The 17,978-nt window shown below is 36.3% G+C and carries 15 protein-coding genes; 4 read left to right on the forward strand and 11 right to left on the reverse strand.

The genetic code is table 11. The annotated features are described in order from the left end of the window. The first annotated feature begins 90 nt into the window (after positions 1-90). The 4 genes from AC1DTM_RS00775 to AC1DTM_RS00790 all read left to right on the forward strand — a co-directional run bounded on the left by AC1DTM_RS00775 (position 91) and on the right by AC1DTM_RS00790 (position 6,838). The gene (locus AC1DTM_RS00775; protein WP_016106476.1) at positions 91-2,061 is read left to right on the forward strand and encodes an FtsX-like permease family protein; all 1,971 of its coding nucleotides are present in this window, start codon (positions 91-93) and stop codon (positions 2,059-2,061) included. A 79-nt stretch (positions 2,062-2,140) separates the two neighbouring features. Beyond that, positions 2,141-4,096: an FtsX-like permease family protein gene (locus AC1DTM_RS00780; protein WP_016106477.1), complete on the forward strand. Its 1,956-nt coding sequence runs from the start codon at positions 2,141-2,143 to the stop codon at positions 4,094-4,096. Positions 4,097-4,115: 19 nt separating this feature from the next. Beyond that, the gene (locus tag AC1DTM_RS00785; RefSeq protein ID WP_002112520.1) at positions 4,116-4,868 is read left to right on the forward strand and encodes an ABC transporter ATP-binding protein; all 753 of its coding nucleotides are present in this window, start codon (positions 4,116-4,118) and stop codon (positions 4,866-4,868) included. Beyond that, a complete protein-coding gene (locus tag AC1DTM_RS00790) occupies positions 4,865-6,838 on the forward strand; it encodes an FtsX-like permease family protein (protein WP_476999956.1) in 1,974 nt (657 codons plus the stop codon). The genes AC1DTM_RS00785 and AC1DTM_RS00790 overlap by 4 nt, the downstream gene beginning before the upstream one ends. 53 nt (positions 6,839-6,891) lie before the next feature. On the opposite strand, the gene AC1DTM_RS00795 is transcribed toward AC1DTM_RS00790, so the two are convergent. From AC1DTM_RS00795 to AC1DTM_RS00845, 11 genes are all read right to left on the reverse strand, one after another. Next, complete coding sequence (locus AC1DTM_RS00795; protein ID WP_476999957.1) at positions 6,892-7,086, reverse strand: YjcZ family sporulation protein; 195 nt, start codon at positions 7,084-7,086, stop codon at positions 6,892-6,894. Between the two features lie 296 nt (positions 7,087-7,382). Continuing rightward, positions 7,383-8,108, reverse strand: a complete 726-nt coding sequence (locus AC1DTM_RS00800) for a GntR family transcriptional regulator (RefSeq protein WP_016106480.1) — start codon at positions 8,106-8,108, stop codon at positions 7,383-7,385. Beyond that, entirely contained in the window at positions 8,108-9,124 is a 1,017-nt protein-coding gene (locus AC1DTM_RS00805; RefSeq protein ID WP_016106481.1) for a sugar kinase, read from the reverse strand. The genes AC1DTM_RS00800 and AC1DTM_RS00805 overlap by 1 nt, the downstream gene beginning before the upstream one ends. Then, the gene (dagF, locus tag AC1DTM_RS00810) at positions 9,117-9,872 is read right to left on the reverse strand and encodes a 2-dehydro-3-deoxy-phosphogluconate aldolase (protein ID WP_016106482.1); all 756 of its coding nucleotides are present in this window, start codon (positions 9,870-9,872) and stop codon (positions 9,117-9,119) included. The genes AC1DTM_RS00805 and dagF overlap by 8 nt, the downstream gene beginning before the upstream one ends. Before the next feature lies 1 nt (position 9,873). Beyond that, a complete protein-coding gene (locus AC1DTM_RS00815) occupies positions 9,874-10,977 on the reverse strand; it encodes a DgaE family pyridoxal phosphate-dependent ammonia lyase (RefSeq protein WP_002112526.1) in 1,104 nt (367 codons plus the stop codon). After that, positions 10,955-12,055 carry an amidohydrolase/deacetylase family metallohydrolase gene (locus AC1DTM_RS00820; protein WP_016106483.1) on the reverse strand — a complete coding sequence of 367 codons (1,101 nt, stop codon included), beginning with the start codon at positions 12,053-12,055 and terminating at the stop codon, positions 10,955-10,957. Before AC1DTM_RS00820 ends, AC1DTM_RS00815 begins: the two co-directional genes overlap by 23 nt. A gap of 170 nt (positions 12,056-12,225) precedes the next feature. After that, complete coding sequence (locus tag AC1DTM_RS00825) at positions 12,226-13,086, reverse strand: D-Ala-D-Ala carboxypeptidase VanY (protein ID WP_016106484.1); 861 nt, start codon at positions 13,084-13,086, stop codon at positions 12,226-12,228. Positions 13,087-13,168: 82 nt separating this feature from the next. Then, positions 13,169-14,275: a sensor histidine kinase gene (locus AC1DTM_RS00830; protein ID WP_016106485.1), complete on the reverse strand. Its 1,107-nt coding sequence runs from the start codon at positions 14,273-14,275 to the stop codon at positions 13,169-13,171. Next, positions 14,268-14,966, reverse strand: a complete 699-nt coding sequence (locus AC1DTM_RS00835; RefSeq protein ID WP_002160063.1) for a response regulator transcription factor — start codon at positions 14,964-14,966, stop codon at positions 14,268-14,270. The genes AC1DTM_RS00830 and AC1DTM_RS00835 overlap by 8 nt, the downstream gene beginning before the upstream one ends. Positions 14,967-15,201: 235 nt before the next feature. Continuing rightward, a complete protein-coding gene (gene menC, locus AC1DTM_RS00840; protein WP_016106486.1) occupies positions 15,202-16,308 on the reverse strand; it encodes an o-succinylbenzoate synthase in 1,107 nt (368 codons plus the stop codon). Next, positions 16,309-17,754 (reverse strand): o-succinylbenzoate--CoA ligase, encoded by a 1,446-nt coding sequence (locus AC1DTM_RS00845; RefSeq protein ID WP_016106487.1) that lies wholly within the window; start codon positions 17,752-17,754, stop codon positions 16,309-16,311. Positions 17,755-17,978: the final 224 nt, after the last annotated feature.

A 17,978-nucleotide genomic window follows, 5' to 3' on the forward strand; every position in this document is an offset into this window, starting at 1 on the left:
AACATATGCTAGCAAAATGTATGAGAATATACTCTCATACATTTTTTGCAATAAAACTGCATATTGGCCTTCTAACGGGAGGTACATATTATGACATTTTGGCAATTTGCATTTAAAAATGTAACGCGCAACTCAAGAGCTTATTTTGCCTATTTTTTAAGYAGTTCCTTTTCCATTGCTGTTTTCTTTTCGTTTGCTGTTTATTTATTTCATCCGAAATTACAAAATTTCAGTATGATCTCTGAAATTTCAGGATTAATGATTTTTTCAGAAGTTGTCATTGTACTGTTCTCTTTCTTCTTTTTACTATATTCAATCGGATCGTTTTTAAAAGTTCGTAAAAAACAGTTTGGTATTTTAACCGTTTTAGGTATATCGAAAAAGCAATTACATCGTCTTGTTTTTACGGAAAATATGTTAATTGGTATTTTATCTATCTTTTTTGGTATGCAGTTTGGGCTTGTCTTTTCGCAATTTTTCTTATTAGTGACGGCGAAAATTACGCACGTACCAGGGATATATTTATATATACCTACGAATGCTTTCATTTTAACAACGATTGTGTTTCTTGGTCTCTTTATCGCTGTATCTGCATTCACACCAATGCTTATTCGAACAAAAAAAGCATTGCACCTTTTAAAAACAAACAATGTAAAACAAAAAGAAAGAAAACCATCCATATTAATTTCTCTATTTGGTGCTATCTGTTTATTAGGTGGTTATATTTTAGCTGTAAATCCTAAATATTTCTTCTCAGTAAACCCGCAAGTAGGCGTTATATATATGGTTTCAAGTATTTTTGTGATTCCAGCACTTGTTACAATTGGGACATATTTTTTCTTTTCTCAAATTAGTTTCTTACTTATTTATATTTTAAAGAAAAGAAGAAGTTTTTATATGAAACGGATTAATATGCTTTGGATTTCTGATTTAGCAAGTCGTATTCGAACAAATATTAATATGCTTTTTATTGTAGCGATGCTATCTACAGTAGCCTTCACAATGATTACATTTCTATATGGATTTGGAAAGTTTACAAAGCTAGATGTTACGAGAAGTTCACCTTTTCCATTTTCTTATTTTTCATATGACGCAAATCCTTTTGCTAACAAGCATTTAACTTGGCTTGAACAGCAGTTACAAAAAGAAAATTTCTCTTATAAAAAGATAGAAGCTGATTTATATGAAACACCACTGAAAGAAGATGCAGGTATAACGACTTACAATGACGTCTATGCAATGAAACAAAGTGACTATAATAAACTTGCAGCTTCCCTGCGAATGAAACAACTATTCATGAGCGATAACGAAGCATATGTCTTAAGCGGCAGCGCTTATTTCACCTTATTCAGCCAATTTGATCCAAGCTTCAATAGAAAATCCATTACACTTTCTAGCACAAATACGATATTACAAGTAAAGGGCTATGAACAAGCAGGGGCCATTCCATCTAACTTTTCATATCAAACTTTAATTTTACCTGATGTTGTTGTAAACAACTTACCAAGTACAACAAAGCATGTATCAGCGTACAATTATAACGTACAAAACTGGGAAAAGACGTATGAAATTGCTAATGATTTTATGAAAAAAATACAAAAAGATCGACAGGAATTCCAATACGAAGGCCCCCTTATACGCTCCTATGAATCAGCAGACTCATTATATAGAATCACATCAGGAAGTGCTGCATACTTCCTAATCGGGACATTCTTAGGTGTCATTTTCTTTATTGGAGCAGGCAGCGTTCTTTACTTCAGAATGTATACAGATTTAACAAACGAACAAGAAAAATATGTAGCAATTTCAAAAATTGGTGTAACAAATGCAGAGATGAAACGATCTGCAACCATTCAACTTAGCATTTTATTTTTCGTTCCATATGTTATGGCATCCATTCATACAATGTTCGCAACAAAAATGCTTCAAGATGTAATTGATTTATCACTATTCAAAGAAATTTCAGCCGTTCTTATTATTTTTGGCATAGTTGAAATCGTCTTTTTCTTATTCATTCGTTCCTTTTACATGCAAAAGTTATCAGAGTATACGAATGGTTAAGTTTTATGAATATATTAGTACAGGAAAAGGGTATCTCTTATATCCTTTTCCTCTTCACTCTATTAGGAGGTTCAGGTGAATGACATTTTGGCAGTTTGCCTTTAAAAACGTAACACGGAACGCCAGAGCTTATTTCGCCTATTTTGTAAGCAGTGCGTTTTCCATTGCTATTTTTTTCTCATTTGCAGTTTATTTATTTCATCCTAAATTGCATATGACAGACGTGAATTATGCTCTGAACATATTAATGACAATTTCAGAAGTTATTATTGTATTCTTTTCATTTTTCTTCTTACTATATTCGATCGGTACGTTTTTGAAAGTACGAAAAAAGCAATTTGGAATTTTAACAGTACTTGGCATATCTCAAAAGCAGTTAAAACGGCTCATATTTCTAGAAAATATGTTAATTGGTGTCCTATCCATATTTTTCGGCATTCAATTTGGCCTTGTCTTTTCACAGTTCTTTCTACTAGTTACTGCCAAAATTACACATGTACCTGGTCTATATTTATATTGGCCGACAAGTGCTATTATTTTAACAATAATAATCTTTTTCGGACTCTTTATTCTCGTATCTTCCTTTACACCGATGCTGATTCGTACGAGAAAAGCTGTACGACTTTTGCAAGAAGGTGAAAAACAAAAAGAAAGAAAAGCATCTGTACTCATTTCTCTCTTTGGCGCGACATGTTTACTATCTGGATATGTATTAGCAGCAAACCCGCTATATTTTATGTCACTAGGAGATATTGCTGGAGTTTTGTACGCCGCCACCAGTATATTTGTCATTCCATCACTTGCTGCAGCTGGGACATATTTTTTCTTTTCACAAATTAGCTTCTTACTCATTCGTATATTAAAAGCGAGAAGAAAGTTTTATATGAAACGTATTAATATGCTTTGGATTTCTGATTTAGCAACCCGTATCCGGACGAATATTAACATGCTCTTTATTGTGACGATGTTATCAACGCTCGCTTTCACAATGATTACATTCTTATATGGGTTTGGGAAATTCACAAAGTTTGATGAAATAAGGCAAAACCCTTTCCCTTTTACTTATTTATCACATACCGAGAATACGTTAGCTGATGAGCATTTAAATTGGTTAGAGCAAAAATTTAACGAAGAGCAATTTACTTATAAAAAACTTAAAACGGATATATATGAAGTATCTTCGGCGGAAGAGAACCCGCAGCTCTATTATGCAATTAAACAAAGTGACTACAACATACTGGCTAATGCATTAAGCTGGGAACATCTCAACGTAAAAAATAATGAATCTTATATCCTTATTAAAGATTTAGACAGTCAAGTTATTGGAACCATTCATGATCAAAAAGCAAAAAATACTCTTACGCTGAACCAAAATTCTTTACAGTTACAAATAAAAGAATATAAAAGTTATAACCCATTCCCAAATAGCTTAATATCACAGTTACTCGTATTATCTGATGAAAATGTAGAAGCATTATCAAACGTTTCAAAACAGATGAGTGTATATAGTTTCAAAGTGAACGATTGGGAAAAAGCACATGACATTGGTTCAGCATTTACAACAAAAATTAATAAAGATGATGAAGCTATCCAAGCAGAACACCCACCGTTCCATGCAAGTGAAGCGAGCGATTCTCTATACAAAACAAAACTAAATGTCGCTTCGTTCTTCTTAATCGGTACTTTCCTAGGTGTCATTTTCTTTATCGGTGCTGGCAGTGTTCTTTACTTCCGAATGTATACAGATTTAACAACTGAGCAAGAAAAGTATATAACGATTACGAAAATCGGCTTAACAGAAGCCGAGATGAAGCGTTCAGCGACAATTCAACTTGCTATCTTATTCTTTGTTCCATACATTATGGCATCGATCCATACGATGTTTGCGACAAAGATGTTGCAAGAAATATTAAATCTCTCATTATTCGCTGAGATTACAGTTGTACTTGTAATCTTTGGAACGGTTGAAATTCTCTTTTTCCTTTTAATTCGTTCCTTTTATATGCAAAAATTATCACAACATATTAAGTTTTAAAAATAGAAAGGTGATTATTATGGAAGAAGTATTACACATAAAAAACGTCTCAAAAGTGTATGAAGGAAAAGTCCCTCATACTGCTTTAAAAAATATAAATTTACACGTAGATAAAGGTGAATTCGTTGCAATTATGGGGCCGTCTGGAAGCGGAAAATCTACATTTTTAAACGTTATCTCTACAATTGATTCACCTACTTCTGGTGAAGTCATTATTAATGGAAAACAACCGCACACGTTCCGCAGAGAGAAGCTTGCTATTTTCCGTCGCCAAGAGTTAGGATTTGTTTTCCAAAACTTTAACCTATTAGATACACTAACAATCGGTGAAAATATCGTGCTGCCTTTAACGTTAGATAATGTCCCTTTGAAAGAAATGGACGAGAAGCTCGATAACATTTCAACAAAACTTGGAATTGATCATATTTTGGACAAGCGTATTTTTGAAGTTTCTGGAGGACAAGCACAACGTACCGCAGTAGCACGTGCTGTTATTCATCACCCATCACTTCTACTTGCGGATGAACCGACAGGAAACTTAGATTCGAAAGCGGCAATTGATGTAATGGAATTATTTACGAAATTAAATAAAGAAGAAGATGCAACAATTTTAATGGTTACTCACGATCCGTTTGCAGCAAGTTATTGTAACCGAGTTATTTTCATTAAAGATGGTGGGCTTTACAACGAATTACACCGCGGATTATATCGCGAGAAGTTTTATCAAGAAATATTAGATGTTTTAGCATTATTAGGAGGAAGACGTGGATGACATTTTGGCAATTCGCATTTAAAAATGTCTCTCGTAATTCTAAAGCATATTTCGCTTACTTTGTAAGTAGTGCATTTTCTATYATGRTTTTCTTTTCCTTTACTGTATACGCGTATCATCCGCGGTTACAAATTATAAATAAATTGCATGAACAAGATCCGCTCATGAACTTAGCTGGCATGGCACAGTTTATTATCGTTTTGTTCTCGTTCTTCTTTCTCTTATATTCTATCGGGACGTTTTTAAATGTACGAAAACAACAATTTGGTGTTTTAACTGTTCTCGGTATATCTCAAAAACAGTTAAAACGTCTTTTGTTTACTGAAAATATGATAATTGGAATGCTCGCTATCTTTGCAGGTATTCAAGGCGGCCTTGTGTTTTCTAACTTTTTCTTACTCGTTACCTCTAAATTAACAAGTGCAAAAGGCCTCTATTTATATTGGCCAACACAAGCAATTATCGTTACAACAGTAACTTTTATTATTTTATTTTTCATCGTTTCTACATTTACACCGATGTTCATTCGTACTCGTAAAACAACTCGATTAATTAAAAATAATAAAAATGAAAAAAACGAAAAAAGACCGTCTATACTCATTTCATTATTTGCCTTAATGTGTTTAGGGCTATGCTATTGTATTGCCGGTTACCCGCAAAGCTATATAACAGAAAAAAATTTACAAAACGGCTCTGTATACCTTATTATTTTATCTATTTTACCGCTCGTAGTAGTCGGAACATATTTATTCTTTTCACAAACATTTCTCCTCTTTATCTTTATCTTAAAAAAGCGGCGAAAGTTTTATATGAAACAAATAAACATGTTATGGATTTCAGATTTAGCTAGTCGTACTCGTAGTAATATTAATGTGCTCTTTATCGTTTCTATGTTATCAGCACTTGCATTTACAATTATTATTGGATTATTTGCCGCTAATAATAATACGAAAGCATCGATATTAGAACGATACCCCATTCCCTTCACATATAAATCAGAAGGCAATAATTCACTTGAACAAAAGCATATTACTACAATGGAAACTGAGCTTACAAATAGCAATTTCGAGTACACAAAATATAAGTTTACAATATTAAAAGATACAGCTTCAAAAGAAGACATTATGCTTATGAAAATGAGTGATTACAACGCAATTGCTAAACAACTGCAGAGACCGGAAATAACACTTGATTCTACACAAGTTTATATTATTTCCCGCCACTCACCAGAGCTCTTAAATCTTGTCTCAAATCCATTTGCAAAACAAAATACCCTGACAATCGGATCTAATAAAAAAGAATTTCATATTAAAGGATTTATTAATAAAGGGATAGAGCCATCTTTCGCATTACCCCATTTAATTGTTATACAAGATTATGTATTTGATAATATGATTCCTCATATTGAAACAACTACAATTTATAACTATTTCGTGGAAAACTGGGAAAATACAATGGTTCCGACCAAAAATATGTTGCGTACTATTGGTGATGATGCAAATGCCTTCTATGAACAACATAAAGGCGAAAAAGCTCAAATTCCTTTTTACCTTTATACAGCTACCGATGAGCTCATTCTTAGCAAAGGAAATTCAATTGCTACTTTCTTTATTTGGACATTTCTCGGCTTTATTTTCTTTATCGGGGCAGCCAGTGTTTTATACTTCCGTATGTATAACGACTTAACGACTGAAAAACAAAAGTACATTACGATTACAAAACTCGGCTTAACAGAATCAGAAATGTTTCGTTCTGCAACGATTCAATTAGGAATTTTATTTTTCATTCCTTATATCGTTGCTGGTATTCATACAATATTTGCGATTCAGTTTTTACAAAGCATGTTTTCTTTCTCTTTATTAAAAGAATTAATCATTATACTTACGTTATTCGGGATTATCGAGATTATTTTCTTCTTCTTAATCCGCTCCCTGTACATTAATAAATTATCACAGCATATAAAAATATGAATAAAATAGCCTTGTGCAATATGCACAAGGCTATTTTCAATAGTTTTTAATAATTAGCAGTATCCACCATAGCCGCCGCCATAGCCACCATAACCGCCGCCTCCGCCGAAGCAGCTAGCACCGATAATGATTAATAAAATAAACAATACGATTAGAAGCGCAAAACCGCCTCCGCAGCCACGTCTGCGATCGAAATCATCACATCTGCGGTCGCAATCATCATGTCTGTGTTCACACTTTTCGCCCATTATTCTATTCCTCCTTTAGTATCATTCATAACAAGTTCACCTTGCTCTAAATGAGGGGATTCCATTTATATTATGTTTTCAGGGCAAATAGGAAGCTTGGCCTACCTAAAAACGGGCTTGTTTTGAGAAATGGGCTGCAAAAGAAAAAKAAGATACCTTTAATTAGGTACCTTCTTTCTTTTAGTAAATATGTTCAGTTAAAGTGAAAATTAATACGTATATATCCATTCCCTATCTCTCTTGATACGGATTATTTTCATAAAAAAAGAAGGAGTATTCTCCTCCCTCTTCACTTTCTATATATCATAATTAACTACATAATGCTGCATTTCCGTATTGTAGTAGCCTTCACTATATTCAATTACTTCGCCAACTTCATCGTAAGAATAGCGCATACGTTTTAATAATGCTGTCCCCTCTTTTTCACCTAAATATTCCGCAACGAAACTAGGTGCAAATCCAACAGCGAATTCATCTCTGAAGTTTTCTAAATGTATACCTCGGTCCTCGACTAAATCATAAAGCGATTGTAAATCAAAGTCCGATAAGTCTGTACTTGCCATTCGCGCTGAAAAATAGTGCGTATAATGAATGTACGGGGCATCATTTAAAGCGTATAGACGCTCGATTCTGAAACTCTCTTTGCCAAATAAACGAAATGGCACTGATCCTTCTTCATTATGTACTACTTCTGCCTTTAACAATTTCTTTTGTACTTTATATCCTTCTTCCACTAACACTTCAGTAAATTTCTTACCCTTTGACAATTTTGTCGCAGAAGTATTACGCATCACTTTCGTTCCTTTACCGCTTTTCTTTTCTAAATATCCTTCTTGAACGAGTTCTTTAATCGCATTTCGAACTGTAATTTTACTCACTTTGAACTCTTCTTCTAATTGTGGTTCAGAAGGAATATTTGTATGGATGGCATAAACACCATGTAATATTCGATCCCGAATAATATTTTTAATTTGTAAATATAATGGTCCTTTTTTTCTCGTTACGTTCACCGTTACACCCACTACCTTTCTACATCACCTACTGATGCCGTCATTGCCCGAAGTATATCTTTCTCTGATGACATTGGCGTATCACCGACGATTGTATGTGCAAGCATTCCAGCCGCTGACGCAAATGAAACAGCTTTCTCTGGTGCAAACTCTTCTATCTCGCCATGAATAATTCCGCTCGTATAAGCATCTCCAGCACCTATTCTATCATATACAGAAAACGTAAGTGTTTTTGCAAAAGTGAACGTCCCATCTTTACATATGAATCCGCGAAGTGAGTGTGTATTATCACTATTAATAGATCGATGAGTACCAGCAATTGTAGCGATATGATATATTTCAGCCACTTTTGGAATAAGGTCAACAAGTTGTGCTTCTCGATCAGTCTCTTCTGTTTTCATTCCGAGAACAAACATCGCATCTTTTTCATTCATCATTACAATATCGGCAAGGCCTAGCATTTCTTCATAATGAGGTTTCGCCTGTTCATACCCATCTTCTCCCCAAAGCGATGGACGATAGTTGCAATCAAAAACAACAGTACCTCCGTTTGCCTTAACTACTTTCGCTAAAGATTTCATATGATGACGCACAGTATCATTCATCGCAAGGGTAATTCCGCAAAAATGAACGATATCAATCTCCTTGGCGATTTCTTCAAATTGGTACATCTCTTCAGATGCTGTGTTGAAACTACTTTCTAAACGATTGGAATACGTAACGCGGCTTGCACGTGCGCCAAATCCATTTTCTAAAAAGTACATGCCAACATATTTACCGCCTCTTGAAATAAACGGTGCCTGAATACCTAATTTTTGAATGTGCGATACCGCAGCATCTCCAACCGAGTTTTCCGGTAAAGTTGAAACAAGAAACCCTTCATGCCCTAGATGAGAAAGGGCCGCTGCAACGTTCACGCCTGTACCTGAAAAAGAATAATTTAGCGTATTAGCTTGCGACAACAATTCATATCCTGGTACTTGCAGGCGCATCATTACTTCGCCGAACGCTGCAATTTTCTTACGCATATTGATCAACTAACTTCTTCACTACTGCTAATAGTTCGCGTACATCTTCTACTTTCGTATTGCCATTTTCTTTATCAATAATAGAAGAGTACACATGCGGGATAACTTGCTCTACGTTTGCTTCAAGCGCAATACGTACAATTGTTTCAAAGTTTTCTTTATCAATTCCGCCTGTTGGCTCTAATGCGAATCCTTCTTCCGCACAAGCTTTCGCAACTGCGCGATATTCTTCTTCGTGAGCCAAACCTTTCATCGGGAAGTATTTCAATGAATTTCCGCCCATATCACGTACAAGTGCGATCGCTGTTTTAATTGGAACGATTGCCTTTTCTTCTCCAGCTGCACTTATTGGACCAGTAGAAATATTTACGTAACCTACTTTTCCTGTTGGTGATACTAAACTATTAATCCAGCTATCTTTCCCGCCAAGATTTGCGCGCGTTGCCCCAACTGAAGGGAACACTTGGTTAATATGACTACCAGGATAATGCTTCGCAATTTCAGCTACAACCGCCGCTTGACGATTATCTCCAGCACCTAGTCCGATTGATACCGCGTCATCAATTTCTTTTCCGTATGCTTTCATCGCTGTAACTGCTTCTTCTACTGTCGGATAATCTTTTGATAACACGCCGACTACTATATAACCTTCTGCTGCTTCAAAAATGTTTTTCGCATTCTCGATATTGTTCGCTAATACATTTAATGCTACGCGGCCTTTATAAAAACGTTTTTGAATGTTTGTCATTTTAGTTTCCCCCTACAATTTCTCTCATTTTTTCTTCAATCACATGTATATCATCACCTTGAAGTGGACGTGGATCGATATCAAAGAACCCTTGTCTTACTCCGTAATCACGTGTGTAAATTGCGATTTCCCCTTCGCGTAACGCGGTCACAACATCTTTTGCAGTTTTATTTAATTCGTTCTCGTTAATATGAATACGCGCTCTAAAGATCGATCTTCCAGCTTCATCTTGAACGATTGTTACATTTACACCGTTTAACTCTTTCAGCGGCATAAGTACTTGCAACAATTCTTTTTCTTGTTCACTCTTATCTTCTTTCACTCCGTATTCATCCAGTGCTTGAAGTAAACCGAAAGTCGTCTCTTTCCCAACTTTCATACTTCTTCCGATGCAATGTAATTGCACCTTTAGCCATTCAATATATTTTCGTTTACCGCCAACAATACCAGAAGTAGGTCCTTCAATCGCCTTTGAACCGCTATAAATTGCTAGATCTGAATACTTCACATATTTTTGAATGTCTTCTTCAGCTGCCGCATCAACGATAAGTGGTACATTATTTCGCTGTGCAACTTCCCATGCTTCTTCAACAGAAATCATATTTTTTTGCACTGCATGATGGGACTTTACATAAAGAATAGCTGCTGTATTTTCACCAATCGCATCTTCAATATGCTCTGCTTTCCCTTCATTTGCGTAACCTACTTCAACGAGCTTACCGCCGCCTAAATAAATCATCGTTTCAACAGGAGCACCGTATTGAACGTTATGACCTTTCAGCATGATCACTTCATTTTTCGCAATAACCTCTTGATGAAGCCGTTCACTTTTACGACGATTTCCTCCTGTCACAATACCAGCGATAGAAAGCGCAATTCCGCTCGATGCTGAGTTCACAACAACTGCTGCCTCTGAATCTAGAATGCTAGCAATATGGTCTCCCGCTTTATCTACTAAATCTGCAATTTCTACATAATTTTGTCCACCATGTTTCATCGCATCCATGACCGTATTTGTCGGAGCCGATACACCTAAAATACTCATTCTACCGCTCGCATTAATAACTCTTTTTAATCCATACTTAGCATTCAATGAATGACCCATTAATTACAACCCCTTTCGTATCAATTCTTCTTTCAGCAATGCGCTGATCCCCTTCTGAATCAATTAACGTAATCGGTTCATCTTTAACCGTAAACAAAGTTAAGTTCGCAATATCCCCTTCTTGAATGCGGCCAAGCTCTGGTTTCTTAAGCCATTCTGCTGCATTTTTCGTAACCGCATCAATCACTTCTTCGAGCGTGTAACCTAAGTAAAGGAATTTCGAAAGAACGTTAGCCATACTATAAACTGGACCGTGTATACGATTCTTCCGGTAAATATCTGTACTAATTGTATTAAGAGCAATGCCGTGACGCTTCGCTGCTTCTGCTACTTTAAAAGAAAAGCTAGCATTGCCATGCCCAACATCTAAGTGAACACCGCGATTCACTGCATCGATTAACACAGGTAGCGGTTTGCCTTCTTCATCAAATAAATTATTTTCTTTCCCGTTTAAGTAATGTGTAATGACATCATCTTTTTCTAAAAGAGGTACAACTTCCTCTATACGTGGAGGCGCTGAACCGATATGTACCATAATCGGTAATGATGTTTCACGAGATAAAGAGCGCGCTACGTGCAGCGGTTCAATTCCGCTATCACAAACGACACTTTTACTCATTCTCGCTTTTAACCCAACGATTACATCTTTATACTTTTCTACTGCATCTATTACTTTCTCTTTATCTATCCATTCCATATTGGATAATTCATCAATTCGTTTTAATCCAATTCGGGAAATATTTAAAAAGGCAAATAAATTCGTTTTTGCCTTTTCTCTACTTAATACTAAATCCGCAATGCGATCAGCCCCGCAGCTACCCGCATCAACAATTGTCGTTACCCCTTGCTTAACGCCAATTTCATCCACCTCATCGCCATACGGATCAAACTCCGGAAAAGCATGAACGTGCAAATCAATCCATCCACTCGATACGTAAGTACCCGAGTAATCAAGAACCTCTACACCTTCGCCGGCACCAGCTTTTGTCACCTCAGCGATTTTATTATTTTCAACTACAATGTCAATCTCTTCCCCGTTCACACGTTTCACATTACGTAGTACGAATCGTTCTGTCATTGTATTTCCACCCTTTTCTATAAGAAGCCATAAGAATACGCTTACATTAAAGTTTCATTTTTATATCTCTTTCTCACTTTTAGCGTAACACAAAAAAAGGGAGAAGTAAATATAACGTTATAATGTTTAAAATCGATTAAAAAGCTATCTATTTCAGATAGCTTTCTTCTCTATTCCTGAACCGTCACAATAACCCCGTCCATATTATTCCCCGAAATTTCATACTGCTTATTCGCTGGAACATTGACGTTCATACGCTCTGAAACTTTATAATAAGAAACCGTATATTTCTTACCTTCCACATCAGTTGAAATTTCTTTTTTCTCTTTTAAGAAGTCTAAGTATTCCTCTAACGTAATTTTCTTTTTTTGCATAATGGCACTATGCGGTAAGCCTACATAGCGTATATGCCATGGCTCATATTGAATACCCGTAATATTACTTTTATTTTTCGGATAACGTAAAACAAATCCATATTTCCAGACGTTCTCTTCAATCCATTTTCCTTCAGGAGCCTTCTCCATTTTCTTTTGAGTAGACCCAACGTCCAGTGATAATCCTAAATTATGTTCACTGTATCCTGCTGGGAGTGCATAATCAGATCCCATTTCTTTATATAGTTTACTTTGTTCTTTAAAATCTCGATACCCGCTATTCATTAAGAAATGTTGTACTCCATCTTTTCCAGCTGCATCGACAACGTTTAAAAACTTTTTTACAATATCCTTTGATAAACGAAGATTTCTATCAAATACCACATAACCTCTTACTAATTCACTATTGTGATTTACATTTATAATGTCGGACCTAATGCTATCTTTTTTAACTGGGTAATCTTTATTAACTAATAATAGATTTCCCTTATAAATCTCTTCTTTTGTAACCTCTACCTTTTCAATATTCGCCGATTTTACCTTATTATCTTTTTCTGCAATTTTAACATCGATATCCTTTTGAAATAATGGTGATATATAAAAGCCTACACAGACTGTACATAATATAAAAAGAGAAATAAATACCCACTTTTTCATTTCTAGTTCCTCCTTAACGTAACTTACGTATAGAATAGAAAAAACTATTAAAATAAAAAGTGGGGTAAAGTTTAAATTTTTATTAAATCGCCTGATTCTCTTCTTTTGGTAATCTCACTTCAAATATCGTTCTAATTACATTACTTTCAGCAGAAATGGTACCGTTATGCTGCTCGACAATATTTTTCGCAATAAATAACCCAAGGCCTGTACTACCTTGCTGCTCTGATCTTGCCTTATCACCTGTATAAAACATATCAAAAAGATACGGTAAATCTTCTTCTGGAATGCTATCTCCGTAATTTATAATTTGTACAACTACCTCTTCACGATCAATATATCCGTTCATATCAACAAACTTTCCATCATACCCATAGCGAATTGCATTCGTTAAAAGATTTTCAAATACTCGTGCTAATAATTTTCCGTCACCATTAATAGGTAAATGCGGATTCATATTCAATCTCGCCTCTAAATCCTTTTTTTCTAATAACGGATACAATTCTTCCTCTAACTGTATAAGTAATTCACTTATATCAATTGGTCTTTTTTCAATTTGCAACATGCCATAATTCATTCTCGTTATTTCAAATAATTCATCAATTAAGCTTTCAAGCCTTTCCGATTTCGTAAAAGCAATTGTGGAAAAATGTTTAATTTGTTCCTTCGTCAAATTCTCATCTTTAAGAATTAAATCTAAATAACCTAAAACAGAAGTTAATGGTGTTCTTAAATCATGAGCTAAGTTAACAATGAGCTGATCCTTACTACTTTCCGCAAAGTCTCCTCGTTCAACTGCTTCTTTTAATTTCTCACTCGCTACATTTATTTCACGAGCAATATATCCAAACTCGTCATTTGAYGAAACGCGAACTTGATTTGTAAAATCACCGTTCGCCAAATGATGAATCCCGTTCGAAATCTCATCAAAATATTTTAAGTATGGTCTAGTAAGGAAGAAGAAAAACATAATGGATAGAGGGATGAAGATAATTAAAAAGAAATTAATATCCCCAATTTGTCTTACCATTGAACGAAATTGGGCTAAAGGATCCTCATAACGAACTACTAGCTTATAATAAATCCGTAATCCTTCATAAAGTAAATACGTTATGCCCGCAGCAAATATCATACTTAACGCAAATAGCATAACCATCTTCGAGCGAAAGCTTCTCATTTTTTTAGCCATTGAAAGTATACCCTACTCCCCACACTGTTTTTATTAACTTATTCTTTCTTTTATCTTCTCCAAGTTTTTTCCGCAAAGTACGGATATGTACCATAACTGTATTTCCACTCTCGTAATACCCTTCAGCCCATACTTGCTGAAATATATTTTCCACACTGTACACTTTCTTCGGGTGACTTGCTAATACATATAAAATATCAAATTCTTTTGGTGTTAATTCAATTGGCTCTCCGTACACATTTACTGTTCTTCGCTCAGGATCAATAGCGACTCCGCCAATTTCTAAAGCAGATTTATTCTCCGCTACTTTCGGTTGATTTAACGTAAGAAATCGGCGTAATTGTGCATTTACACGTGCGACTAATTCAATCGGTGTGAAAGGCTTCGTCATATAATCATCTGCGCCTAGCACAAGACCTGTCACCTTATCAAAATCAGATGTTTTCGCACTTAAGAAAATGATTGGCATGTGGTGCTTGCCGCGAATCTGCCTCGTCACTTCATATCCATCCATTTTCGGCATCATAATATCTAAAACCACTAAGTCGATTGGTTGAGTTTGAATAATATGCATGGCTTCTTCTCCATCAGCTGCTTTAACGACGTGGTAACCCTCTTTTTCTAAATGTATCTCAATTAAATCAGCAATTTCCGCTTCATCATCAGCTATTAAAATTGAAATGTGCTTCATTTTAGTCCCCCTACTCCATTCTGTTTTCATACGCTCGATTGTACTGTGATAGTAAATGAAATTATATCGGCGATTTTYYRAATATATCGMMCRCAACTTGAAWTATATCGGCGATTTTTMAAWTATATCGMCCGTAACTCRAWTTATATCAGCGATTATTGAATTATATCGACTTACCGACAATTAACGACAAAATCCTCCCGCTATTTGTGGGCATCCTGATTAAAGATTAAATTTACCTCTCCAAAATAATCCGCTGCTTCGTGATTTCCGCCAATCTTCCGCGGTCTACTTCATACTCAGCATCAACGCTTTGCGGTACCACTACTTTTCCGCCCTCAAGCATCACTTCCGGTGAAATAATATCTTTCTCCCAATGTCTGCTAGAAGCAGATATATCTCCAGGAATCGTAAAGTTCGGCAATGAAGCAAGCGCAACGTTTTGCGCTCGTGAAATCCCCATTTCCACCATACCGCCGCACCAAACCGGGATATTATGCTCCATACAATAATTATGGATTTGAATGGATTCTGTTAATCCGCCCACTCGCCCCGGTTTAATATTAACGATTTGGCAACTACCAAGTGTAATCGCAACACGTGCGTCTTCTAAACTATGGATGCTTTCATCTAGACAAATCGGCGTTTCAATTTTCTTTTGCAGTTGTGCATGATCAAGAAAATCATAATCCGCTAACGGTTGTTCAATCATCATCAATTGAAATTCATCTAGTCGTTTCAATTTCTCCGTATCCGCTAATGTATAAGCTGAATTCGCATCAGCCATTAACGGGATGTTCGGAAACTCTTTGCGAATTTCTTTCAGTAATTCGTAATCATGTTCCGGCTTTATTTTCACTTTAAAGCGCTCGTATCCTTCTTGCGCGTACTTCTCGAGTTGTTTTAACATAACCGGAATCGTATTGATCCCAATCACAACGCCGACTTCAATTTCAGTCCTAGTTCCACCAAGTAATGTCGCTAATGACTGCTTTTGACGCTTCGCATATAAATCCCAAACAGCACCTTCAATTCCGGCCTTTGCCATTCGGTTTCTCTTTATATGTTGGAACAAAGACGGTACTTCATTCGGATGAGAGATTTCAGCTTTCAATAAATCTGGTAATAAAAAATCCTGAAGTACATGTAGCGCTGTCTTCACCGTTTCTTCCGTATACCAAGGCTCAGAAAACGCAACGACTTCCCCAAAACCAACATATCCATCCGTATCTTCTAATTCAATGACGATACTTTCACGTTTTTCGTAAGTTCCGTAACTTGCGGCAAATGGGATAACGAGCGGCATTTCCGTTATATAAAGTGTTGCCTTTTTTATTTCCACCTACATCTCCTCCACTAATTGTCTTAACTCTCTTCTTAACAATTTCTTCGAAGCATTTCGTGGTAATTCCTCTAAGAAACACGCTTTCTTCGGCACTTTATATTTCGCTAATTTCTCTTCGCAAAAACGAAGAATTTCTTCTTCTGTTACCTCTCCACTTTTTACAATAAAAGCAGCTGGTACTTGGCCCCAACTTTCGTCCTTCATACCGACAACACCAGCTTCCACTACCGCTGGATGAGAGAGCAATACTTCTTCAATTTGAGCTGGATATATATTTTCCCCGCCAGAAATAATTAAATCACTGCGGCGATCTAATACGTATAAAAATCCTTCCTCATCTAAATAACCGAGGTCGCCAGTATGAAGCCAACCATTTCTGATTGCCTCACGCGTCGCATCTTCACGGTTAAAGTAGCCACCTGTTACGTTCGGTCCTTTTACAACAATTTCACCTTCAGCACGGGGCGGCACTACTACGCCGTCTTTTTCAATACGAAGTTGGCATTGAAATAGAGGTTTTCCAGCTGATCCTACTTTCGTTAACATATAATCTGCTGATAACGTACAAATTTGCGACGACGTTTCTGTCATACCGTACGTTTGATACACAGGAATTCCTTTTTCCACACACGTTTCTAATAATGGTTTCGGCGCTGGTCCTCCCCCAAGTAACATGCATCGTAAAGAAGATGGATATGTTCCTTCTCCAAGTCGTTCTAATAAATCTGTTAACATTTTAGAAACGACAGAAATAATCGTAACGCCTCTCGTTTGAAGTGCTTTATGAATAAAATTAGCATCATATTTCGGAACGAGTAAAATGCGCATACCATACATAATATTTTTCATTAAAAGAGATAGCCCGCCAACATGGAACATTGGCATACAAGCTAACCAACAATCATCTTCGCGAAGCCCTAAATTAAGCGCGGAACCGACTGCACTTGCCCAGTGGTTACCGTACGTTAAAATAACGCCTTTCGGTTTCCCTGTCGTCCCTGACGTATAAATAATTGTCATCGCTTCTTCTAAAGAGAATTCTTCTTGTATAGATGCTTCCGCCTTCGGTCCATTCATCACTTCAGCAAATGAATATACGGGAACATCCTTAGCCCCAAAATCTTGATCCGTCACTAAACAAACAACTTCAGCATCATCCATTTGCCAAAGTAGCTCTTCTCTTGAAAGACGCGTATTTAAAAGCACAGCTACTGCACCTACGTAAGATAAGGCGTGAATAACTGTAATCATCTCCATACCATTTTTCATCAGAACAGCCACCTTTTGCGCCCGCTTCACTCCTACATGTGAAAGTTGTTCACAAACAGATACTACTTTTTCATGCAGCTGCATAAAAGTAACCTTTTCATCCTCTATTTCAATTGCAGTGCGATCTGGTGTTAAAAATGCACGTTGCATTAACCAATTCGGCATCGTCTCCATTATTCATTCTCCTTTCATGAAAGAAAGAGACTTGATATAAAATCAAGTCTCTTAGTTGTTTTGTTTCCGGTTTTGATCTTCGGGCTGCGTCTCACATTGTGTGCGGGGCTAAACAGTCGGCTCCGCTTTTGGTTCCATCCAGCTACAGCGGCTAGACGGTGGCTTCACTTCTTCCTACGGGGCAAAAAGCGCCTCTTTATCAGAAGCTCCATCCCCCTCACATT

It is taken from the genome of Bacillus sp. P4_D3 (assembly GCF_056401855.1).

Bases quoted from the DNA above. Each gene is read 5' to 3' on its own strand.
- AC1DTM_RS00815 (WP_002112526.1), bottom strand. From the start codon at position 10,977: ATGGGTCATTCATTGAATGCTAAGTATGGATTAAAAAGAGTTATTAAT.
- AC1DTM_RS00795 (WP_476999957.1), bottom strand. From the start codon at position 7,086: ATGGGCGAAAAGTGTGAACACAGACATGATGATTGCGACCGCAGATGT.
- AC1DTM_RS00820 (WP_016106483.1), bottom strand. From the start codon at position 12,055: ATGACAGAACGATTCGTACTACGTAATGTGAAACGTGTGAACGGGGAA.
- AC1DTM_RS00845 (WP_016106487.1), bottom strand. From the start codon at position 17,754: ATGGAGACGATGCCGAATTGGTTAATGCAACGTGCATTTTTAACACCA.
- AC1DTM_RS00785 (WP_002112520.1), top strand. From the start codon at position 4,116: ATGGAAGAAGTATTACACATAAAAAACGTCTCAAAAGTGTATGAAGGA.
- AC1DTM_RS00805 (WP_016106481.1), bottom strand. From the start codon at position 9,124: ATGCGTAAGAAAATTGCAGCGTTCGGCGAAGTAATGATGCGCCTGCAA.
- dagF (WP_016106482.1), bottom strand. From the start codon at position 9,872: ATGACAAACATTCAAAAACGTTTTTATAAAGGCCGCGTAGCATTAAAT.
- AC1DTM_RS00835 (WP_002160063.1), bottom strand. From the start codon at position 14,966: ATGAAGCACATTTCAATTTTAATAGCTGATGATGAAGCGGAAATTGCT.
- AC1DTM_RS00780 (WP_016106477.1), top strand. From the start codon at position 2,141: ATGACATTTTGGCAGTTTGCCTTTAAAAACGTAACACGGAACGCCAGA.
- AC1DTM_RS00825 (WP_016106484.1), bottom strand. From the start codon at position 13,086: ATGAAAAAGTGGGTATTTATTTCTCTTTTTATATTATGTACAGTCTGT.